This window comes from Candidatus Omnitrophota bacterium (genome assembly GCA_016929445.1).
In the GTDB taxonomy this organism is placed as follows: domain Bacteria; phylum Omnitrophota; class Gorgyraeia; order JAFGIU01; family JAFGIU01; genus JAFGIU01.
This window is the reverse complement of sequence record JAFGIU010000104.1, coordinates 1-21,859: the sequence shown is the minus strand read 5'-3', so window position 1 is coordinate 21,859 and position 21,859 is coordinate 1. Positions and strand designations below refer to the sequence as shown.

Annotated in this window: 22 protein-coding genes, 1 tRNA gene and 2 rRNA genes; 1 reads left to right on the top strand and 24 read right to left on the bottom strand. The window is 57.0% G+C overall.

The features are described from left to right. Position 1 precedes the first annotated feature (1 nt). From JW937_08340 to JW937_08235, 22 genes are all read right to left on the bottom strand, one after another. Entirely contained in the window at positions 2-1,282 is a 1,281-nt protein-coding gene (locus JW937_08340) for a homoserine dehydrogenase (GenBank protein ID MBN1587412.1), read from the bottom strand. 21 nt (positions 1,283-1,303) lie between these two features. Then, positions 1,304-1,380, bottom strand: a tRNA-Pro gene (locus JW937_08335). 2 nt (positions 1,381-1,382) lie between these two features. Beyond that, entirely contained in the window at positions 1,383-2,399 is a 1,017-nt protein-coding gene (locus JW937_08330) for an NAD(P)-dependent glycerol-3-phosphate dehydrogenase (GenBank protein MBN1587411.1), read from the bottom strand. 236 nt (positions 2,400-2,635) lie between these two features. Continuing rightward, on the bottom strand, positions 2,636-3,055 hold the full coding sequence (locus tag JW937_08325) for a hypothetical protein (GenBank protein MBN1587410.1): 420 nt from the start codon (positions 3,053-3,055) through the stop codon (positions 2,636-2,638). A 98-nt stretch (positions 3,056-3,153) separates the two neighbouring features. Then, positions 3,154-3,408 (bottom strand): hypothetical protein, encoded by a 255-nt coding sequence (locus JW937_08320; protein MBN1587409.1) that lies wholly within the window; start codon positions 3,406-3,408, stop codon positions 3,154-3,156. A gap of 32 nt (positions 3,409-3,440) precedes the next feature. Continuing rightward, positions 3,441-4,043, bottom strand: a complete 603-nt coding sequence (gene plsY, locus JW937_08315) for a glycerol-3-phosphate 1-O-acyltransferase PlsY (GenBank protein ID MBN1587408.1) — start codon at positions 4,041-4,043, stop codon at positions 3,441-3,443. 28 nt (positions 4,044-4,071) lie between these two features. After that, entirely contained in the window at positions 4,072-4,410 is a 339-nt protein-coding gene (locus tag JW937_08310; GenBank protein MBN1587407.1) for a zinc ribbon domain-containing protein, read from the bottom strand. 90 nt (positions 4,411-4,500) lie between these two features. Then, positions 4,501-5,019: a signal peptidase I gene (lepB, locus tag JW937_08305; protein MBN1587406.1), complete on the bottom strand. Its 519-nt coding sequence runs from the start codon at positions 5,017-5,019 to the stop codon at positions 4,501-4,503. Between the two features lie 25 nt (positions 5,020-5,044). Further along, positions 5,045-6,844 carry an elongation factor 4 gene (gene lepA / locus JW937_08300; protein ID MBN1587405.1) on the bottom strand — a complete coding sequence of 600 codons (1,800 nt, stop codon included), beginning with the start codon at positions 6,842-6,844 and terminating at the stop codon, positions 5,045-5,047. 80 nt (positions 6,845-6,924) lie between these two features. Beyond that, complete coding sequence (gene recJ / locus JW937_08295) at positions 6,925-8,622, bottom strand: single-stranded-DNA-specific exonuclease RecJ (GenBank protein ID MBN1587404.1); 1,698 nt, start codon at positions 8,620-8,622, stop codon at positions 6,925-6,927. Continuing rightward, complete coding sequence (gene secD, locus JW937_08290) at positions 8,623-10,803, bottom strand: protein translocase subunit SecD (protein MBN1587403.1); 2,181 nt, start codon at positions 10,801-10,803, stop codon at positions 8,623-8,625. It abuts the gene before it with no gap. A gap of 44 nt (positions 10,804-10,847) precedes the next feature. Next, positions 10,848-11,180 carry a preprotein translocase subunit YajC gene (gene yajC, locus JW937_08285; GenBank protein MBN1587402.1) on the bottom strand — a complete coding sequence of 111 codons (333 nt, stop codon included), beginning with the start codon at positions 11,178-11,180 and terminating at the stop codon, positions 10,848-10,850. Next, on the bottom strand, positions 11,165-12,292 hold the full coding sequence (gene tgt / locus JW937_08280; GenBank protein MBN1587401.1) for a tRNA guanosine(34) transglycosylase Tgt: 1,128 nt from the start codon (positions 12,290-12,292) through the stop codon (positions 11,165-11,167). The genes yajC and tgt overlap by 16 nt, the downstream gene beginning before the upstream one ends. 88 nt (positions 12,293-12,380) lie before the next feature. Then, positions 12,381-13,556 (bottom strand): tRNA preQ1(34) S-adenosylmethionine ribosyltransferase-isomerase QueA, encoded by a 1,176-nt coding sequence (gene queA, locus JW937_08275; protein MBN1587400.1) that lies wholly within the window; start codon positions 13,554-13,556, stop codon positions 12,381-12,383. Further along, a complete protein-coding gene (locus tag JW937_08270) occupies positions 13,526-14,743 on the bottom strand; it encodes a SpoIID/LytB domain-containing protein (GenBank protein ID MBN1587399.1) in 1,218 nt (405 codons plus the stop codon). Before JW937_08270 ends, queA begins: the two co-directional genes overlap by 31 nt. 186 nt (positions 14,744-14,929) lie before the next feature. Further along, positions 14,930-15,241, bottom strand: a complete 312-nt coding sequence (locus JW937_08265) for a hypothetical protein (GenBank protein MBN1587398.1) — start codon at positions 15,239-15,241, stop codon at positions 14,930-14,932. Between the two features lie 73 nt (positions 15,242-15,314). Beyond that, entirely contained in the window at positions 15,315-16,373 is a 1,059-nt protein-coding gene (gene ruvB, locus JW937_08260; protein ID MBN1587397.1) for a Holliday junction branch migration DNA helicase RuvB, read from the bottom strand. Positions 16,374-16,385: 12 nt separating this feature from the next. After that, on the bottom strand, positions 16,386-17,612 hold the full coding sequence (locus JW937_08255; protein MBN1587396.1) for a hypothetical protein: 1,227 nt from the start codon (positions 17,610-17,612) through the stop codon (positions 16,386-16,388). An 84-nt stretch (positions 17,613-17,696) separates the two neighbouring features. Further along, positions 17,697-18,329, bottom strand: a complete 633-nt coding sequence (locus tag JW937_08250; GenBank protein ID MBN1587395.1) for a hypothetical protein — start codon at positions 18,327-18,329, stop codon at positions 17,697-17,699. Then, the gene (locus JW937_08245; GenBank protein MBN1587394.1) at positions 18,326-18,835 is read right to left on the bottom strand and encodes a crossover junction endodeoxyribonuclease RuvC; all 510 of its coding nucleotides are present in this window, start codon (positions 18,833-18,835) and stop codon (positions 18,326-18,328) included. Before JW937_08245 ends, JW937_08250 begins: the two co-directional genes overlap by 4 nt. A gap of 68 nt (positions 18,836-18,903) precedes the next feature. Next, a complete protein-coding gene (locus JW937_08240; protein ID MBN1587393.1) occupies positions 18,904-19,656 on the bottom strand; it encodes a YebC/PmpR family DNA-binding transcriptional regulator in 753 nt (250 codons plus the stop codon). A gap of 143 nt (positions 19,657-19,799) precedes the next feature. Continuing rightward, entirely contained in the window at positions 19,800-20,183 is a 384-nt protein-coding gene (locus JW937_08235) for a hypothetical protein (protein MBN1587392.1), read from the bottom strand. Positions 20,184-20,394: 211 nt separating this feature from the next. On the opposite strand from JW937_08235, the gene JW937_08230 reads away from it, so the two are divergent. Further along, positions 20,395-21,117, top strand: coding sequence for a hypothetical protein (locus JW937_08230; GenBank protein MBN1587391.1), 723 nt, complete (start codon positions 20,395-20,397; stop codon positions 21,115-21,117). A gap of 42 nt (positions 21,118-21,159) precedes the next feature. On the opposite strand, the gene rrf is transcribed toward JW937_08230, so the two are convergent. Beyond that, a 5S ribosomal RNA gene (gene rrf, locus JW937_08225) occupies positions 21,160-21,276 on the bottom strand. A 209-nt stretch (positions 21,277-21,485) separates the two neighbouring features. Further along, positions 21,486-21,859: ribosomal RNA gene (locus tag JW937_08220) — 23S ribosomal RNA — on the bottom strand; the annotation flags it as partial.

The following is a 21,859-nucleotide window of genomic DNA, read 5'->3' as shown; positions in this document are numbered from 1 at the left end:
ATCAGCCTTCCTCCACGCGCAGAAGCACGGTGCCGCGCTTGACCGCCTCGAGGGCGTTGATGCGTTTGAGCGCGGTTTGGACCTGCCGTTCAGCAGCCTCGTGGGTCATGATGACCACGGGCACGGCACGGGAAGAGGTGCGTTCGGGTTGGATCACACTGGAAATGGAAATTTCCTGGCTGCCGAGGTGGCGCGCGATTTGCGCGAGCACGCCGGGCCGGTCGGTCACGGAAAAGCGCATGTAGTAGCGCGAGCGCACGTCCGCCATTTTTCGGATGCGCTGGATGCTGCCGTCACTCAAATCAATCGGGTTGGGCGGCAGGGCCTGCGGAGCGCGCGCGAGTTGCAGGATATCACTGACTACGGCGCTGGCCGTGGGATTGCCGCCCGCGCCCTTGCCGTAAAAGAGTTGGTTGCCCACCAGATCGCCCTGCACAAAAACAGCGTTGTACACGCCGCGCACGCTCACCAAGGGGTGGTCCAAGGGCAGCAGCGTGGGATGCACGCGCGCCTCGAGTTCTTCGCCCACGCGCTTGGCAATGGCCAATAGCTTAATTCCGTAGCCCAGGCTTTGGGCAAGTTCCATATCCACGGGCGAAAGCTTGGAAATACCCTCGATATGCATCTCTTTCATTTTGGCCTGGCGCCCGAAGCCCACCAAACACATCAGGGAAAGCTTGTGCGCGGAATCAATGCCGTCGATGTCGAGCGCGGGGTTGGCCTCGGCAAAGCCCTTTTTCTGGGCCAGAGCGAGCGCGTCTTGCATGGTGGAGCCTTGCTCCTCCATGAGCGTGAGCACGTAATTGCAGGTGCCGTTAATGATGGCGTAAAGGGCGCTGAGTTGGTTGGCGGCCAGGCCTTGGCCCAAGCCCTCGACAATGGGAATGCCGCCGCCGACCGCGGCTTCAAACAAAAGGCGCTTGTTCGCGCGGCTCGCGGCCTTGAGGAGCTCCGTGCCGTGCTCGGCCAGGAGGGCTTTGTTGGCCGTGACCACGTGCTTGCCGTTCTTCAGCGCTTGGAGAACAAATTCCTTAGCCGGGTGCATGCCGCCGATGAGCTCGACCACCACATCCACCTGGGGATCGTTGAGCACTTTTTGCGCGTCGTTCACATATTGTTTTGCGGGAATCCCGAGTTGCTTTGCGAGGGCGTGCCGCTGATCGCAGGCATACAGCAGTTTGAGGTTGCCGCCCGCGCTGCGGCGAAGGCTGGCGGACTTCTTGAGCAGAACCTGGGCCGTACTGCCGCCGACAGTGCCGAGCCCGATTAATCCAATGTTCATTTGATCTCTCTCATGTAACGATGGTCGGGGCGAGAGGATTCGAACCTCCGACCCCCTGAACCCCATTCAGGTGCGCTACCAAGCTGCGCCACGCCCCGACTCATTCCGTTTTATAAGACCGCGTCATCAGATCCACCACCGCTTGGCGCGGATCCTTTCCGCGAAAAAGAACTTCACTCACCTGCTGCGCAATGGGCATTTCCACGCCGAAGCGGCCGGCCAAAGACACGGCCTGCAAGGTGTTGTGCACGCCTTCGGTGACCATCTCCGTGCGTGCGGTCATCTCCTGCAAAGACTTCCCCTGCCCGATGCCCTCGCCCAGGGTGTGATTCCGGCTAAGCGTGCTCGTGCAGGTGGTAACCAAATCTCCCACACCACTCAGGCCGGCAAATGTCTCGGCCCGCGCGCCCATGGCCACACCCAAACGGGTGATTTCGGCCAAGCCCCTGGAAACCAAAGCGGACTTGGCATTCACCCCAAATCCTAAACCATCGGCAATGCCCGCGGCAATGGCAATCACATTCTTGAGCGCCCCGCCCAATTCCACCCCGACCACATCCTCTGAGGTATAGAGCCGGAATTTCTCGGTGGAGACTGCCTTTTGAATCTGCGTTGCAAAGGCCGCGTCCTTTGAGGCCACCACCGCACTGGCCGGCAGGCCGCGCGCGATTTCCAAGGCCAAGGTCGGGCCGCTCAGCGCAGCCACACGCGTGTGAGGAAAAATGCGCTCGATCACCTCAGTCATGCGCAAACAGGAATCTTCCTCCAGGCCCTTGGCCACGCTCACCAGAGGCGGCGGCGACTCAGCCCCATGTCCCAGATCCTGGAACAGACGATCCATCACTCGGGGCAAAAAAGCGCTCGGTACAGCCACAATTACTGCGTCCGCACCGCTGACCACTTGCTTCAGGTTATCCGTGATGGAGAGGGATGCCGGTAGGTCAATACCCGGGAGAAACTTGGGATTCTGGCCTTTCTCCCGCATAAGGCCGACATACTCCGGATCGTGGCTCCAGAGCTCGCAGGGAACGCCTTTTTGGTCCAGGAGCAGGGCCAGGGTCGTCCCCCAACCGCCGTCTCCGATGACACCGATCTTGCCCTTGCTGTCCGGATTCATGGGAGCCTCATACCGCCTCTATGTTAAAGGGACATAGTATATTAGCGCGGAGGGGGGTGTCAATCTGTGTTCTGGTACCGGCTGCGGGTGTCAGGCACTGGTGCCAGGCACCGGTGCCAGGCACCAGTGCCTGACACCGCAAAGGGGGACCGCCGGACACGAATGCCCGGCGGTCGGGGGCTGGCGTTGGTGCTGTGCTCGTAGAAACTCTTCTCCTCGGGGGCTACCGTTTTTCCTCAGATCGAAGCGCTCACCCGTTCAATCCGGGTCACCTTCATGACCTGCCTGTATTCCACGTCATAGATCCTGCCGCGGAACAGAACCTCAATCTCGCCCTTCACCCGAAGCATCAGGCTCTGGACGCCCTTTTCAGGGTATTGGGCCCGGGTCACTGAAATTTGGCGCTTATGACTTTCCGGGCTTTGGTTGCGGGCCTTCTTAAGGGCCTCCTCCCTCCACTCCAGGGACTGGCCGCTGAATTCTCCCAGCACCTCCCTGGCCTCCTCAGGTGTGAGGGGACGGCTCCCGCAAACCCGGAAAAACAAACTCTTCTCCCACCGGCTGGAGGTGTCTTTATCTTTCCTAACCTCCGTCTTTGTAATGAGTTTCCGCCTTCCTGAGGGGAAAATCACCTGCCGGTGAGTCATCTTTTTCATTTGTTTGCCTCTACTTTTTTAATATATTGCATATTAAACTAAATAAAAAGAGTTTTGACATACATAAGAATAACATCAAAAAAGCCTGTTGTCAAGCCTCATTCCCAGTTTTTTGTAGGCTCCGGGGCCAGGGTCTTCTCAATAGCCCGGCCTGTCTTGCCTGCGCCCACACCCACTCGCCGTACACCCTGGCCAAACAGGCCTCCCACACCCTTGATATCCCTCCCCATCCCCTTGGCAATTTCCCATAAATCCCGCCGTACGCTCTCGCCCAGGGCCTCCTGGCGCTTATCTGCCTCATAGCGGTCCCGGCCGGCTTTGAGGGTCTCACAGGCGCTCAGGCTGAAGGCCATAAGTAGGCAAAGGACGAGACAGATGCGAGGTCTCAGAATAGCGGCTTCTCCTCTCCGTGCATCAAGCGCCGGATATTGGCCCGGTGGCGCAGGATAATAAGGGCGGACACAGCAGCCAAACAGACGCTGATCTCCGGCCGGTCGGCGCGCACCACACTGATCAAGGGAATCACCAAAGCCGCACCCAGGGAACCGATGGAAACCCGGCGCCACAACAGTAGAAACCCAACAAAAATCACAAAACCGGCCAAAAAGTATACCGGCCGTAAAGCCAAGGCCACCCCAGCCCCTGTGGCCACCCCCTTGCCCCCTTTGAACTGCAGGAAGGGACTCCAGACATGGCCGCTCACGGCAGCAAATCCCAGCAGTGCCTGGTGCAGTTCCGGCACCCCCACACTGCCTTGGGCAAAGCTCCAGGGAGCCAGGAACACCACCGGCACCCAACCCTTGGCCGCATCCAGCACCAGGACCAAAATCCCCGCCTTCTTGCCCAGGGCACGGCTTGCATTAGTCGCACCGGTATTCCCGCTACCCACTTCACGAATATCCCGGCCCAGCAGTTTACCGAGCCAGAAGCCGGTGGGGATTGCGCCCAGGGCAAAACTGAGAAACACGCTCAGGATCAGTGGCCACATAGTTTCGTGTTCGGATCCTTGGATTGGCTCAATTGGCTTTAGGCTTCAGCTCAGTACCGTCCGCAGGACAGTACTTTGCATCCGGAGGAAAAGTCGCCCCGCATTGCGGGCAGAACATGTCCGGCGCCCGGTACTTCTGGGCCTCCTGCTCATCCATATGGTCGCCGAGCAACGCACCGGTCAAACCGCCCGCAGCCGCGCCAATCAGGGCACCCTCGCCGGTCTTGCCGCTTTGGTGGCCGATAATGGCTCCCAAACCCGCGCCTGCGGCCGAACCATAACCCGCCCCCTTCTGGGTGGACGTACACGCCGTCAAACAGGTGAAGCCAAACGCAAGGACCAAGGCCAAAATAAATAGTCTCTTCATCGAGTCTTCCCCTCCAAACTGGTGTTGTTCAGGTAAGTTTTACAAACTTGAATTCCAGGGGTGATTTTACCATAGGACAGCCCCTGGCTGTTATTTGAGAAGGCGGACGCGCTGGGGCGGCCAAAAGATCATAAAAGCTCTGCCCACCAGATTCTTCTGGGGCACATAGCCCCAGAAACGGCTGTCCTCCGAGCTACCGCTATTGTCCCCGAGCACAAAATACGCGTCCTGAGGCACATCCACACTCTTGCCCACATGCCCAAAGGATCCGCGATTGTAATAATGGAAATGGGTCAGGATCTCGGGTTCAGTCATAATTTTGTCCCCGATCTTGACCCTCCCCTCCTCAATACCCACAGTCTCTCCGGGCAGGGCCACCAGCCGCTTGATGTAGTCCTTCTTTTCCTCGCCCGGATATTTGAAGACGATGATGTCCCCGCGTTGAGGGTCCTTAAAGCGGTAAAGGTATTTGTTGACCAGGATACGGTCCCCTTCCATGAGAGTCGGGCGCATGGAACCCGTGGGAATCTTGAAGGGCTGGACCACAAAGGTCCGGATCAGAAGCGCCAGGACCAGCGCAATCAATATAGACTCGGCGTATTCGCGGATGATTTTTTTGGTTTCGGGTTTCACATCAATTCTCTATCTTCAGGGCTGCGAGAAAGGCCTCCTGCGGAATCTGGACCTTGCCGAACTGCTTCATCCGTTTTTTGCCTTCTTTCTGCTTATCCCACAACTTGCGCTTACGTGTGATGTCACCGCCGTAACACTTGGCCGTCACATTTTTCTTGAGCGCCTTCACATTACAACGCGCTATCACATTGTTCCCGATCGCCGCCTGCAGCGCAACCTGAAACATCTGGCGAGGGATGAGTTCCTTGAGTTTATCGACGAGCTGCTTGCCTCTAGCATACGCGCGATCCTGAGGCACCACGGAAGACAGCGCTTCACAGATCTCCCCGTTAATCATCACGTCCAGGCGCACCAATCTGGCCGCGTGGTACCCGATCATTTCATAATCGAGCGAACCATAACCGCGCGTCACGGATTTGAGCTTGTCATAGAAGTCGATAATAATCTCGGAAAGCGGCAATTCAAACACGATCTGCACCAGGTCCTCGCCCACGTATTCCGTGCTCTTGTACGCCCCGCGGCGGTTCGTGGCCAGTTCCATGACCGCCCCGATGGAATCCACCGGGCACATCATGGTCGCGCGCACCCACGGCTCAAGCATTTCACTGATTTCACCGCCAGGGGGCAAATGGCTCGGGTTATCCACCTCCACAAGCGCGCCTGTATTCAAGCGCACCTTGTAGACAACACTGGGGATCGTGAGCACCAAGTTCAGATCGTATTCACGCTCCAGGCGCTCCTGGACAATCTCCATGTGCAAGAGACCCAAAAAGCCGCAGCGGAACCCCATGGACAAAACTCCCGAAGACTCGGGCTCAAAGGTGAGCGAAGAATCCGACAGATGCAGTTTTTCCAGAGCCTCGCGCAGTTGGGGGAAGTCCTTGGGATTCACCGGATACATACTGCTGAAGACCACGGGGTTGAGAATTTCAAAACCGGGTAGGGCTTCGGACGCCGGGGCCCTGTCATCGGTCACCGTATCGCCGTTGACGATCTGCCGCGCGTCCCGGATATTCGCCGTAAAATAGCCGACCTCCCCAGGGCCCAGGGAATCCACCTCCCTCATCTTGGGTTCCATGACACCCAGCTCGATGATCTCGTGTGTCACGCCCGTTCCCATAAAGCGCAGTTTGGCCCGCGGCCGGATAATGCCCTCGAACACACGAAAATAGACGACCACACCCTTGTAAACGTCAAAGTCCGAATCAAAAATTGTGGCGCGCAGAGGCAGATCAGCGCTCCCCACGGGCGGAGGGACATCTCTGACAATGCGTTCAAAAACCTGCTCGATGCCGATTCCCTCCTTGGCACTCACGTGCAGGCACTCTTCCGGTTCGATCAACAAGGCGGACTCCAACTGCCGCGTAACCCGGGCCACATCAGCATTGAGCAGATCCACTTTGTTGAGCACGGGAATGACTTTGAGATTGTGCTGCAGGGCCAGGTTCAGGTTGGCCACGGTCTGGGCCTCCACCCCCTGTGAGGCGTCCACCACCAGCACCGCGCCCTCACACGCTGCGATGGATTTCGAAACCTCGGAGCTGAAGTCCACGTGCCCCGGCGTGTCAATGAGATTGAGCACATAGTTCTTTCCGTCCGCGGCCTTGTACTTCATGCGCACGGCGCTCGCCTTGATTGTGATGCCGCGCTCGCGCTCGAGATCCATCGAATCCAGCACCTGATCCCGGAACTCCCGCACCTCCACGGACCCGGTCATCTGCAACATACGGTCCGCGAGCGTGGATTTGCCGTGGTCGATGTGGGCGATAATACAGAAATTGCGGATAAGCGATAGGTCCATAAGTAATGTCATTCCCGCGAAGGCGAGAATCTAGTTGTTATTGGTTACACGAATAGATCCCCGTTTTCACGGGGATGACGTCAACGACTTGGTTGCATATCTTTGACAATCAGTTGCACAAAACTCTCTCCCTGCCACTCGGAAATGCGCGCGGTATACACCATGTCCACCTCATCTCCCTGGCGCGGAAGGCTCCCCAGACTATCGGCCTGCGAAAAAGCCACGGCCTCGCGCGTGACGCGGCCGTCGGAAACCATCATTTTAACGTGATTGCCGCCAAAACGGCGCGGAGTAAAACGCACATGCAAACCGCGCGTTCCCCAGGTGGGTTCGGGATTACCTTCTCCAAAAGGCCCCAGAGCCGACCACTCGCGCAGCAAGGGCTCGTTGAGAGCGGAAATCGGGATCTCGCCGTCGATTTCCAGTTCAGGCACCAAGTCCTGGTCCGGCAAATTCTCTTGAGCCCACTCGTTAATGGAGTCACGCAAGGGCACCAAATTCTGCTTGTTTAAGGAAAGCCCGCAGGCCTGTTTATGCCCGCCAAAGCGCTCCAGCAGATGAGCGGATTGCGCCAGGGCCTCCCGCAAATGAAATCCCGGAATGGACCGGCCCGAACCGGTCCAGGAGTCCTCACTCACGCCTCCCATTACAATCGCAGGCCTGAAGAAGCGGTCACTCAGACGGCCAGCAATCACGCCCACGACACCGGGGTGCCAATCCTTCCGGCCCAGGACAATGACCTTGTGCTGCGCAAAATTGATCTCGCGATCCATCTGGGCCAAGGCCTCCTTGTACATACGATCCTGCAGGCGGCGGCGTTGCTGGTTAACCCGGTTTAATTCCTTGGCAAGTTCCTTGGCCTCGGTTTCATCCGTACTCAACAAGAGCTTGAGCGAAAGTTCGGCCGAACCCATGCGTCCGCTCGCATTGATGCGCGGGCCCAAAGCAAAGGAAAAGGTTTCGGCATCCATGGCTCCTCGAATGCGCGAAACATCGACCAGGGCTTTGAGCCCCGGATGTTTGGTTTGAGCCAAGGCCTCGAGCCCGGCCCGCACCAACACGCGGTTTTCCCCCACCAAGGGCACCACGTCGCAAACCGTGGCCAGGGCTGCCAGCTCCAGATCTTCCTCTATATTCCGGCCCATGTGACGGGCCAGCTCCCCCACAAACTTATAGGCAAGCCCTGCGCTGCAAAGCTCCTTAAAGGGATACTCGCATTCAGGATGTTTGGGGTTGATGAGCAAGGCACTGTGCAGGGATTCTTCGGGATCCGGAAGGTGGTGGTCAATGACAAGGACATCAATCCCGTCGGCAGCCAAAGCCTCGATAGGACCGCGCGCATTGGTGCCGCAATCCGCGGTAATGACCAATTGACACCCGGATTCACGGGCGACCTTCACCCCGGCTTCGCCCACACCATAACCGTCCTGCAGGCGGTGCGGAATAAAGGTGACGCAATCCGCGCCCAGCTGGCGCAGACCGCGCACCAAGACCGCCGCAGAACAGAGCCCGTCCGCATCGTAGTCGCCCCAAATCAGGATACGCTCATGCCGGTGCAAAGCGTTTTCCAGGCGCTCCATAGCGGCATCCACATTACGCAAAAGACGGGCGGAATGCAGATCCGCCATACGCGGTCTAAAAAATTTCAGCACCTGGTCTGCGCTATGAAATCCGCGCTGTGCCAAAATCTGGGCCGTAAGCGGATGAATCCCCAGCGATTCGGCCAAGGGCTCCCGCGTCTGACGATCCAACGGATGAACGCGCCAACGCACACGCATCTACTTTTTGCCACCCCTCTGTGTGAGGGCAAGGACGGTCGGAGACGCAATAAAGATGGTGGAATAAATCCCAGCTAAGAAGCCGACTATCAAGGTAAAGGCAAAATCATTGATCACCTCGCCGCCGAAAAAGTACAACGCCACAACCACCAACAAAGAAGTCAGTGTCGTCAAAACGGTACGCGACAGGGTCTGATTGATACTCAGGTTGATGATCTCGGCAAAGGTCTTTTTGCGCACCACGCGCAAGTTTTCACGGATTCGGTCGTAGATAACGATGGTGTCGTTAATCGAATAACCGGCCACGGCCAAGAGCCCGGCCACAACCGTCAGGCTCACCTCCCTCCCGGTAAAGGCAAGCGCCGCCAGACAGATGAACACGTCGTGAAAAAGCGCCAGGACCCCGGCCAGAGAATAGGCCAGCTTCTGGAAGCGCAACCCCACGTAGGCCACGATCCCGATCATAGCCCAAATGATGGCCAGGCTCGCGCGCTTGCGCAGGTCCTTACCCACGGCGGGGCCCACCTTTTCGATACGCAAGACCTGGTAGGGATTGTCCGAGAACTTTTCTTTGAGAACTTTCTGGATCACTTGCGAGGTGTCTTCGCTGCTGCGCACAATAACCTGGTTTCCGATGTGCACCTGCTGCAAACTGATCTGATCCAGGCCCGCCTCACCAATGGCCTGCCTCAACTGGTCAATCGCCACGGGTTTTTCAAAGGCATACTCCTGCATTTGGCCGCCCGAAAAATCCACCCCATAGACCGCATCGCCCTTGCTGAAATAAAATCCCAAGCCGCCAAACACCAGGACCGCCGAGATCACAAAGCAAATCTTCCGGTACTTGAGGAAGTCCACATCGGTCCGCGTCAGGAAATGCATCATGGTCAGTTTCTTCAAGAAACCGCTATTGAGCATGCCTTCAAAGACCAAGCGCGTGACCACAATGGCCGTGAACATACTGGTGATCAAACCGATGGTCAATGTGACCCCGAACCCGCGGATCGGACCGGTCCCGAATTGAAACAGGAGAAAGGCGGCGATCAAGGTGGTCACATTGGAGTCAAGGATGGCGCTGAAGGCCTTTTCGTAGCCTGAGGATATCGAACCCCGCAAATTCTTACCCAGGTTGAGTTCCTCGCGAATGCGTTCATAAATCAGTACGTTCGCATCCACGGCCATACCAATCGTGAGGATCAAACCCGCAATACCGGGCAGGGTCAGGGTCGCGCCAAGCGCCGCCAAAGCCCCCATAATAATGATGATGTTCAGGAAAACCGCGACGGTCGCCACCAAACCCGCGGCCCAATAGTAGGCCCACATGAAGAGAATCACCAAGATTCCCCCCACCACAGTAGCTCTCAGGCCCGCACGGATCGAATCCTGGCCCAACAAGGGGCCCACCGTGCGCTCTTCCTCGATAATAATGGGAGCGGGCAGCGCACCGGCGCGCAACTGGATCGCGAGGTCCGTGGCCTGGTCAATGGTAAAACGCCCGGTGATTTGGCCGCGGCCGCTCGGGATCTCGCTCTGGATCACCGGCGAACTCACCACCTTGCCGTCCAGAATAATGGCCAACTGGCGGCCTACATTCCGGCGGGTCACGCGCGCAAATTTCTTGCCGGCTTCCGGCGTGAGTTCAAAGGCAATATAGGGCTCGTTAAAGCGGGATGTATCGAATTCAACCTGGGCATTGACCAGGGCATCGCCCGTCATCACGACATCCCTCTCCAACAGAATCATTCCTTCGCCCTCGTCCTTGGGCAAAAACACGTAATCGCGCGGCACATCCCCATCCCGAGCGCGGCGGATCAGATCAATATCCTCTTCCACCATTTGAAACTCCAACATTGCCGTCTTGCCGATAAGCGCCAGCGCACGATCGCGATCCATGACACCCGGCAGCTGGAGCACAATGTGGTCATCGCCCTGGCGATGGACAATGGGTTCGCTCACACCAAACTGGTCAATACGGTTGCGGACGATTTCCATGGCCCGGTCTGTGGCATCGGACTTGGCATCGTCGTTCAACTGCGAAGTATCCACGCGCAGAACCACGTGCATTCCGCCCTGGAGGTCCAATCCCAAATTAATCTTCTCTTGAGGCGGCCAAACCTGCCAAATAAAGAAACCCGTCAGCAGAAGGACACCCACAAATTTCCAAAGTAGGTTGCGTTGCATTATGATTAACTCCTCGGTCTATCAATCCCCGCGGAAGCAGGGACCTAGTTGTCCTTATTGTGATTCTTCTCCACCCTTGAAACAGCACTGCGGTCTATGTCGATCCGGACTTTCTCGTCGACACGAACCGTAACCACATCGTCTTTCAGATTAACGATTGTGCCGTGGATCCCTCCAATGGTCACAATCTCGTCGTTCTTCTGAATCCCGTCGATCATTTTCTTGCGTTCCGCCTCTTTTTTGTTTTGCGGACGGATCAAGAGCACATAAAAGATCAGAAAAATCAAAATTAGGGGCAGAAAACTGATCAAAGGACTGGGCGCAGCGCCGCTCGCTCCGCCTCCTGCTTGCTGCGCATAAGCTATGGATTCAAACACAGTGCCTCCTCGTTTCGAAAATTGCCAAACCGGTTTTCGCGAATCGCGCCGCGGATCTCCTCCATCCACCTCAAATAAGTATACACATTGTGCCAGGAAACCAGCCGGGGTCCTAAGACCTCTTTGGTATTGAACAAATGCCTGAGGTAAGAACGGCTGTACCTCCGGCAAACCAGACACTCACAACCCTCGTCCAAAGGACTGTTGTCAAGCTTGTAGGGCGAATCCCGGACCACGAGCTTGCCCTGGCGCGTGAAGGCCAGGCCGTTGCGGCCACAGCGCGTAGGCAAGGTGCAATCAAAAAGATCCACGCCGCGTGCCACGGCCTCGACCAAATCACTGAGCGTCCCCATGCCCATCGCGTAGCGCACCGCGTTTTGCGGCAGTTCCACGACCGAGGCCTCGAGTTTTTCCCACAGCACAGGCTTGTCCTCGCCCACGCTCAGGCCTCCGATCGCATAGCCGTCGAAACCCAGCGACACAATCTGCCGCGCACTCGTGATCCGCAAGTCCGGGTACTCGCCGCCCTGCACGATGCCGAAATGCAGAGGCCGCTGTTCCGGATCCAAAAGATTAGCTTTGCGGCGGTAATACTCCAGCGAACGCTGGGCCCAGCGCGCCGTCCGGTCGGTGGCGTCAACCACCTTGTTTCGATCGCTGGGGTGCCCCACCAGATGGTCCAGGGGCATCCAGATATCGCTGCCGATACATTCCTGAATATCGATCACGTCCTCAGGCCGCAAAAAATGGCGGCTGCCGTCAAAGTGGGCATTGAAGTGGATTCCCTCTTCCTCCACCTTGACCATCGAGGCCAGGCTAAAAACTTGGTAGCCCCCGCTGTCCGTAAGAACCGGCTTGTCCCAACCCATAAAGGGGTGGAGGCCTCCCGCGCTTTCCAGGATCTCCAAACCGGGCCTCAAGTAGAGGTGGTACGCATTGGAAAGGATCACGCTCGCACCCAGTTGCTCGATTTCCCAGCTGCCAAAGGTCTTGAGCGCAGCAGAGGTGGCCACGGGCATAAAAGCCGGCGTCTCGATCCCACCCCGGCGCGTATTCAACCGGCCGCACCGCGCAAGGGTGCCGGTGTCTCTATTCAAAATTTCAAAACTCATGGCATCTCATTTGTCTGGCTTAGTGCCAGGGACAGTTCTTTTTCCATTCAGAGAATCGGGCGTAAGAACTGTCCCTGTAAGTGCGCGCTTAAATGATCAGCATCGCGTCGCCGTAAGAATAGAATCGATACTTCTGCTCAACGGCCTCCGCATAAGCGCGGCGCACGAGCTCGGTCCCCGCAAAAGCACTCACCAGCATCAAGAGGGTGGTGCGCGGCAAATGAAAATTCGTCAGCAAAGAATCCACGGCCAGGAATTCATAGGGCGGGTAAATATAGGTCTCAATCCGGCCCTTGTAAGGTTTACAAATTTTCCTGAGCTCAATGGCCTCCAACGCCTCTTGTTTAGCCTGAATCGTGGCCTGCAGACTCCGCCGGCCCTTTTGCTGCGTGGCCAAAAATTCGGCCTTCAGCCGCTCATTTCCCATGATTTGCTGGGCCACGCCTTCGAGCAGCCGGCAAGAGGTGGTACCCACCGCCACTACGCGCCCGCCCCGCTGCCGCGTATGATTGATGTACCAAGCCGCGTCCTGGGAGATCTCCCCCTCCTCCCCGGGCATGCGGTGCTCGGTGATATCCTCGGACTTCACCGGCTGGAAGGTGGCGTGCCCCACGTGCAAGGTAACGGGCACCACCTCCACTTGTTTCCCGCGGATCGTGTCCAAAAGCGCTTCGGTGAAGTGCAGGCCTGCCGTGGGCGCGGCAATCGCCCCTTCGCGCCGCGCATACACCGTTTGGTAACGTTCCAGGTCCGCCTCGTCCGGGACGCGCCGGATATACGGAGGCAAAGGCAGCAAAGCTTTCTCGCGAATCAAATCATCCAAGGAGCGCTCAACCCCGACTTCGTCGAAGCGAAACACACGCAAACCATCGTTACGGGCTAAAATCTCGCCGGCCAACAATTCCGTAAATCGCACGCGAGTGCCCAAAGCCACCTTGCGGTTGGCGCGCAACATCACTTGATACAATCCGGGCTCGAGCTTGCGCTGCACCAAAATTTCGACCTGCCCTCCCGTATCCTCCTTATTGCCCAAAAGCCTCGCAGGGCGCACCCGGGTGTCGTTGATGACCAGAGCATCCCCGCGATCCAAGAATTCCGGGAAATCCGCAAATGTCCGGTGTTCGAGCAAGCCTGTGGCGCGATGCACGACCAAGAGGCGGGATTCGTCACGCCTCTGCGCCGGATACTGGGCGATCAGTTCCTGCGGCAGTTCGTAATCAAAATCGTTCAAGCTCAGTTTGTTTTGGATTGCGGTCTCACCCATTGCTGCCCTTTCCACGCCTCCAGTTGTTCTTCTTTGATTCCCCATGCCCCGGCCTCAAACACCTCGCGCCAATCGCGGATCTGCGCGCCCGGATAATAATGGGCCAAGATCTCTTCTGCGCTATACCCCTGATTGGCCATGTCATAGGCTCCCCACTGGCTCATGCCCACGCCATGGCCCCACCCGCTGCCCGCAAAGAAAATCAACTCGCCCTCTTTGCGAAGCTCCACCTGGGTGCTGCGGAGCCGGGAGACGCCCAGGACCTCGCGCAACTGAGCCCCGCTGAGAGTGAGGGGCTCGCCGGATCCGATAAAGCGAATGCGCTGAATTCGGCCGGAAACATCCCGATCCAGAATCTCCCAATCCTCTACGCCGCCCTGAAAGGCATATCCCTTTTGCCTAAAGGCCCACCCCAGCCCTGCGGCTTTGACGCTGAACTCCCAATGGGCATAAGGCGAGCCTTCACCATAGGGGGAAGGCACCCCGGCCAAGGGCGCAATGTCCACCTTCCAGAGATGGTGCGCTGATTGGGTGTGTCCCCCGCTATCGGAATGGTAGAAGGCCGGGAAAATCCGGCCCTCCCAGGTTAGCACTTTTCCGGCCGTCTTGCGCACCGCCTTGTTCGAGGCCCAGGTCTCGGCGGACTTTCCTTCGTAAACCTGTGATGAAACGTCACTTGTGAGCGCATAGTCCCGGTCGAAGCGCTCCACAGTCCGGTACAGGGCAAAAGTGCGGGAGGCAATGGCCTGAGCCTCATACGCTGCGGCAGGCCAGCCCTTGGGCAACTCCCCCCGCATCACGCCTGCGAGGTAATTCTCCACCCCCACTTCATTGATCACCGTCAGGGTGCGATCCTTTTCCCGCAGCACACAGAGATTGCCGCGAAGCCGCTTCCCGTCCACCCAAAGATTGCCTTCTTTGAGCGGGCAAAGCCTCAGGCCAAAAAGACCCAGCCTTTCTCCGTTAAGAAGCAGTCCACTGTCATGCGGAGTCAGACTAAGAACATCCATGCCTTGGGCGGAATCAGCCACTGCCTCACCCGTGCCGAGGGCCTGCAACGTATATCCCCCGCGCACCATAAGAGCCACGTTTTCCTGCCCTTGAGCCACTGCGACTTTCACCTGCGCGTCACCGGGTTCAGAGAGCGGGCGCGAGCCCATGGCATAGACCGGCGTTGCAAAAGACAACGGCAGCATCGTCAGCAAACACAATGTACAAAAAATGTGAAACATATCTCGCCAAATAATGTCAGGGACGGCTCCTGTTGTTGACAGGGACACATCTCCTCCGGAGATATGTCCCCTGAAGCTAGGGACAGTCCCCTAAAGCTTTGTGAGAACTGTCCCTTTAGATCCGTCCCTAAGCCTAGACCTCTAAATACCGCGGTTGAGATTGCCCTTGTGATCCATGGTGATCGCGTAGGCCGGAGTCTCTTTGAGCCGCTTGGAATCATTGCGCAAGGCCCGGAGAATAAACGTGCTCTTCGTCGCCGACGGAATATCGAAGGCAAAGAAGGGATCGTCCAGGAGCTCGGCGTCCTCAAAGCTCAAGTCCGCGAGCTCTCCGGTAAAGTGCCCTGCCTTTGCGTTGTAGCGATACTCGGCACGGCGGATCTCGGCGAGAATTTCGATCGCCTCGACCTGCCTGCTGGATTCCACTGACCGCAGATACTGCGGTACGGCCACTGTGGCCAGTATCGCAAGAATCAGCGTAACAATAAGAATCTCCAGCTTCGAAAAGCCCGCCCCCGCAGTCCTACTAGGCTGAAGTAAAGAACTCCTTCTGAGAATTGTTTTGATGAGTCCGCTCCATTTGGAAATGTTCATACGCCAGACGCGTCACCTGCCGGCCGCGCGGCGTGCGTTTAAGGAACCCTGCTTTCAACAAATAGGGTTCCAAGACATCGGAGAGTGTGTCCGTTTCTTCATTGAGCGTGGCAGCCAGGGATTCGACTCCGACCGGACCGCCGTCGTACACACGAATAAGCGTCTCCAATAATTTGCGGTCAAATGCGTCCAACCCTGCCCCGTCAATGCCCTGGGATTCCAGGGCCATGCACGCATTCTCCCGCGTAATGTGACCGTCCTCCATGACCTGAGCATAATCACGCACACGGCGCAACAGACGATTGGCCACACGCGGCGTGCCGCGCGACCGGCGCGCGATCTCCGAGGCAGCCTCGCATTGAAGCTCGCAAGATAAGAGCCCGGCCGAACGCAAGACAATGCGGGTGAGATCTTCGACCTCATAAAAATCCATGTGTTCGGACATGCCGAAACGGCTGCGCAGAGGGCTGCTCAACAAACCTACGCGCGTGGTTGCGCCCACCAAGGTAAATCTCTTGAGATTGAATTTAATGGTTTTGGCATACGGGCCTTTGTCGATCAGAAAATCAATTTGGAAATCCTCCATCGCCGGATAGAGAAATTCCTCCACCACCTTGGAGAGACGATGGATCTCGTCGATAAAGAGCACATCGCCTTCAGCCAAATTGGTGAGAAGCCCGATCAGGTCCCCTGCCCGCTCGAGCGCCGGGCCGCTGGTGGCCGTGATCTTGGCTCCCATCTCCGCGGCCACAATATGCGCGAGCGTAGTCTTACCCAGGCCCGGGGGACCGCAGAACAACAGGTGTTCCAGCGGTTCGCCCCGGCCCTTGGCCGCCCGGATCGCGATATCCAAGTTAGCGGTCACTGCGCGCTGTCCCACGAACTCGTCCAGGGTTTTGGGCCGAAGGGAAAGACCCAGGACCTGGTCTTCGTCCGCCTCCTCGGGGGCTATTGCGCGCGAATGGATATCTGCGTCAAAGGGATCTTCCATAGTCGCTCTACTTTACTCCATAACCTGATAGTCAAAAGCCACGTCATTTCCCACAGGCAAGTTCACCGCTACGGTAAAGCTGTTTTCTCCCACAGCCTCCACCCAACTGTGAGTCGCGGGGGCGATATTGCCTCTCCATGTGAGAAGCACTTTGGACCCGGCAGTCAGTCCCGGAACAGCGACCTTCACTTGCTCTTCTCCTGCCTGAATGACTGCCGTGCCGGCCAAGACAAGCAGCTTTTCGGAGACACTGGGCTCAAACCAACCCGGATTAATGAACACGAGGATCTTGGATTCACCTTCTTCAAGTTCCTCCAGGGCCCGGCCCACAATGGAGCCCGCTTCCGTGGCCTTCATCAGATACCCGGGCTTACCGGATGTGGTCACCGGATCTCCCCGCTTGACCGGGCCATTAAGCGTTGTAACCTTAGAAAACACGCGCCCCACCAAGGCAATCGGCACACGCCCGCCATCCAAGCTTCCCAACAAAAAGGTGCTGGTGTCCTGTCCGGAATAGACGCCGATCGCCAGCGGGTCATAGGCCCCGGCGGAAAGAGAGACTGCACCGGTGGTCGAGTCAGCAATCACAACCGCATCTCCGGGCTCAATGGACGGCCCTTGAACGCCAAAAGCCTCGGCCAGATCAGGATGCACAGGGCCTCCTCCAAAATGAACGCTGGCGCCATTCAGGTAAATCCCGGCGCTGGCTGTTCCGGAACCGGCGGCTAAGGTAGCCACCCCGGCTGTGAGCGCGATATTCAGCTTGCTCTTCATTTCAAACCCGTCCCCAGCACTATTGCTCTGGAGCACGGACTCCGAGCTTCCGACCAAATTGGCCGGATCTCCGCGCAGAAACAACCGGGCGTTTGTATTGGCCCCTGAATAAATGAGCGCGTCCCCTTCTTCAACCCACAGTTTGGCCCAGTTTGCAGTCGCGCCGTCGGTTCGAGCATTCACTTTGAGCGGTCCCCGGATCTGGGACCAGGCATTGTCATCCGTAAAGGTGGCATAGACTTCATTCTTGGCATTGTCAAAGAAAGTAATTCGGCCGGTGTCATTGGAGTGAGCGGCAATATCGTTCACTTCCAATGTGTCGGAGACTTCCATCGTATTGTAGTTGCCGTAAGGAGCCGGATAGTAGGTCGTGACGGTGATGGTCTCCTGAGCCACGGCATAGCCCAATCCCAAGACACCAATCACTACAAGTCCTGCAACAAACCATTTCTTGCGATTCATCATGAACCTCCTCAAGGGGCAGGGACGGTTCTTACCGTCTGCCTGATCTCTCCGGGGCGTAAGAACCGTCCCTGTAACACTCGCCCACTAAGCACTGTCCAAACTCCGTTGTTTGTATACCTCGTTCAGCAGCTCTTCTGCTGTACAGATCCCGCTATTCCGTTCCAAAGCCTGGGCAATCATATGCTCGGCTTCCGGCCGCGTGTACTGGAGCTGCAACAACACTTCCAGGGCCTCTGTCTGTGCATCGGACATTTCACCGCGAGTCCAACTGGACTCCTCTTCGCGAATCAACGCATACTTTCCCACCTTGCCCTGGAGCTGCGCCACAATCTGGCGCGCGCGCTGCGCGCCGATACCGGGCAAGGATTTCAAGACTGCGATGTCCTCCTGATCGACGGCACGGGCCACTTGCGCAAAGGGCCGGTTCAAGGCCCGCACTGCTGCGCGCGGACCAATGCCCGAAACACTGATAAACTTTTCGAAGAATTCGCGCTCCACTTCGTTTGCGAAACCGACAAGCACCGGAAGCGTGCGAGCCCCGTCATTCTGTAAATAGTGGAAGATAACCAGGCTGAGTTCCTCATCACTCCCCGGCACCGTGGATATCTGGCCCTGCACACCGCCCGGGACAAGAATCTCGTAACTAATGCCCGCAACCTCCAATAACAGATGATCCTCTCGCATTTCAACAAGCTTGCCGCGAATACGCCCGATCATCGGCGCAAACTCTCTGAAAGGACCCGCCCCATGCGGCTCTGCGTTTCCTGTAAACGCAAATAGGTCAAACCCAGGGACAGCGCATCCGTCACGTCCAAAGGGGCTTCGGGATCTCTCCAATTGAGGTGGAATTCGATCATGCGATTGACCTGAGACTTGTCTGCCGCGCCGTTGCCGGTAATCACCTGTTTGACGCGCCTGGCTGCGTAACCCACAACGGGAATCCCCTGCCGGGCAGCAGCCAAACACACAACGCCGCGCGCATGAGCCATGGTGATTGCCGTGGCCGGGTGCCGTGAATGAGAATAGAGCTCTTCCAAAACCAAGACAGCAGGGCAGTGTTCCTTCAGGAGAGATTCCAATGCGGAATGGAGGGTCATGAGGCGTTGCTCTAAAGGAATCTTGGAAAGGGTTTGAACGACACCCGCAGCGAGCACCTGAAAGCCCCCTGAATTCGACTCAATGACCCCGTAGCCCGTGATACCCAAGCCGGGGTCCACACCCAAGACCCGTAATGGTGCCGATCTGATGATGCGACTCCCAGGTGTCAGACACCTGCTTTAACGAAGCTCCATCACTCTGAACTCAGCTCCTCCAAGAGCTCGTCCGAAATATCAAAATTCGCGTAGACATTCTGAACATCTTCACAGTCTTCCAAGGCACTGATCAAACCCAAAAGCGTTTTGGCATCCGAGCCCTCTACCTTCACTGTGGAAGCAGGAACCATGGTGAGTTCCGCAGACTGATAAACAACGCCGGCATTCTCGAGGGCCTGCTTCACACGCTCCAACTCCATGGGCTCCGTGGTGATTTCATAGCAGGAATCCTCGACCACAAAGTCCTCGGCCCCTGCCTCGATTACGATATTCATCACCGTTTCTTCTTCGCCCTTCTCCTTTTCCACTACAATATACCCCTTGGAGCTGAACTGCCAGGCCACAGAACCCGCGCCGGCTAAATTGCCGCCGCGTTTGTTCAACGTGCTGCGCACCTCGCCTGTGGTGCGATTCTTGTTATCAGTAAGGGCCTGGATCAGCAGGGCCACGCCGCCCTGGCCATAGCCCTCGTACATCACTTCTTCATAGACAACACCCGGAAGCTCACCCGTGCCTTTCTTGATGGCCCGTTGGATATTGTCCGCAGGCATATTGGCTTCCTTGCATTTGCCGATAACTGTGCGCAATCGCGGGTTGGTGTCTGCCTCGCCCCCGCCTTCACGAGCGGCCACGGTGAGTTCCCGCGCCAATCTGGAGAAGAGTTTGCCCCGCTGGGCATCCGCTGCCCCCTTCTTGTGCTTAATTGAAGACCATTTATTGTGACCGGACATAAAAACCTCTTAAACGCGTGAAACGGTGATACTTCTGGCAAGTTTAGCATAGGGGTAAAGGGGAAGTCCAGAGATTGAGAGGCCAGGGACTTTTCCTAGGGTTCCTAAGCTTGGCAGGTCCTAAGAGGCGTCTCTGTGAGTGTCTACAAGATCAAAAAAACTGCAAGCAGACCAAGAGCCACAAAGCTCAGGGCCGCCCATCTGAGCCGGAGCTTGCGCGGATCCTTCCATTGCCCGGGTCCGGGGAATTGCCCATTCTCCAGGTGGAATATCTTTGCTGCTACGCGCTCCACATTCTCCTTCCAATATTCCTTTGTCGCTTCGGAGGAAGATTCGGCAGCAGCCTGCAGGATGCGCTCATACTCCCGCATCCGGGTCAGGGCTGCCGGAGAATGCGAGACAACAGACTCAAAGCGGGCAAGTTTATCAGCGGTGAGCAGGCCCTCAATATACGCCACCATATGCTGCTCGGCCCATTCGTCGTCGGTCAAAGGACAGCTCCTATACTCGTAATCTTCATTTGGCATTATAGCTCTCCCGGCCTGGGTCCTGTCAAGCCATGGCTTTCACAACATCTTAAAATTATTAGTGTTATAATCCACTTTCAAGCGCTTGTTTTCCTCTATTGACGCCCCGCAAGCCCTGGTGGTAGCTTAGATGAGTACCTTCTGGCCGGGGAATTCGGAATGGGGGATGCCTGAGGGTGTGACTGGCTTTGAAAAAGGCCTACCAATAAATATGATGTTTCAACCGGAGTCCACCTTAGACTGGACGCGCGCCGAGGCCAAGGCCTCAGCGCCGGACAGACCCCAGAGCCAGGATTTTTCCGTGCGGACGCGTGTGGCTGTCAGCAAGGCAGAGCACGAGTCTGCCACCTCCCTGTTCTTGCGTCTCTACCAAAAAAAAGGCTATCTGGGCCACAATGCGCTGGAAGTCTGCCAAAACCTCCTCAACTACAAGCCCCAGTTGGTCTATGTGGCCGAGGCCCATCAACAAACCATCGGCACGGTCCGGCTTTTGGCCCCAGGACCGCAGCCCCTGCCCATGGAATCCGTCTTTGCAAAGGAAGTCGGGAATTTAAGACGCCAGGGGCGGGCCGTGTGCGAAATTGCAGCCCTGGGCGTGAACAGGGATTTTTCCTGGCAGCGGGTGGATCATGCGAGCATGAACAACCGCGTATTGACCATCTTCGCGCTCTTTAGAGCCCTTATCCGCACTGCCCTGAAGCTGGGGATGGACGATATGTGCGTTGCGGTTCACCCGCGCCACGCCAAGCTATACACCTCCATTCTGTTTACACGATTGGGCTCCACCCGCCCTTACGGACGCGTAAACGACCACCCTGCAATGGGCTTGCGGCTCAACCTGACCACCCTCATGGACGATCTCCGCAAACCCGGTTCCTCCCCTTACGCCGAATACATTCATAATCTTCTTGTCGGACGGCCCGACTCCGCATAAAAAAGGCGCCAGCCACTTGCATGGCTGACGCCTTTAAATTAATCCCGGCAACTACCTACTCTCCCACGCCGTTTCCAGCGCAGTACCATCGGCCTCAGGGGGCTTAACTTCCGTATTCGGAATGGGAACGGGTGTTTCCCCCCTAGTAAAGTCACCGGAAACCATTGAGAGCGTCAGTTAGGGAGTTGTTCTCGACCTAACTCACCGCTCAATTCGGTCCCGACCGCAGCGAAGCGATCCTTCAGTCGCAACAAAGATTGCCGCGCTTCGCTCGCAATGACGCTTAACGTCAGCTTCCTTCGCTGCGTTCGCAATGACAAAAAAACGACAATCTCGTCAATTTAGAGCACAAAGATAATAAAGACAAAGTGGTCAAGCCGCACGGCAGATTAGTACTCCTCGGCTGAACACATTACTGTGCTTACACCTAGAGCCTATCAACCTCGTAGTCTTCGAGGTGCCTTTAGGAACCTTATGGTCCGGGATATCTCATCTTGGAGTTGGCTTGGCGCTTAGATGCTTTCAGCGCTTATCCATTCCGAACATGGCTACCCAGCCTTTGCTCCTGGCGGAACAGCTGGCACACCAGAGGTTCGTTCATCCTGGTCCTCTCGTACTGAAGATGACTCTCCTCAAATATCCTACGCCCACAGCAGATAGAGACCGAACTGTCTCACGACGTTCTAAACCCAGCTCGCGTACCGCTTTAACCGGCGAACAGCCGGACCCTTGGGACCTTCTC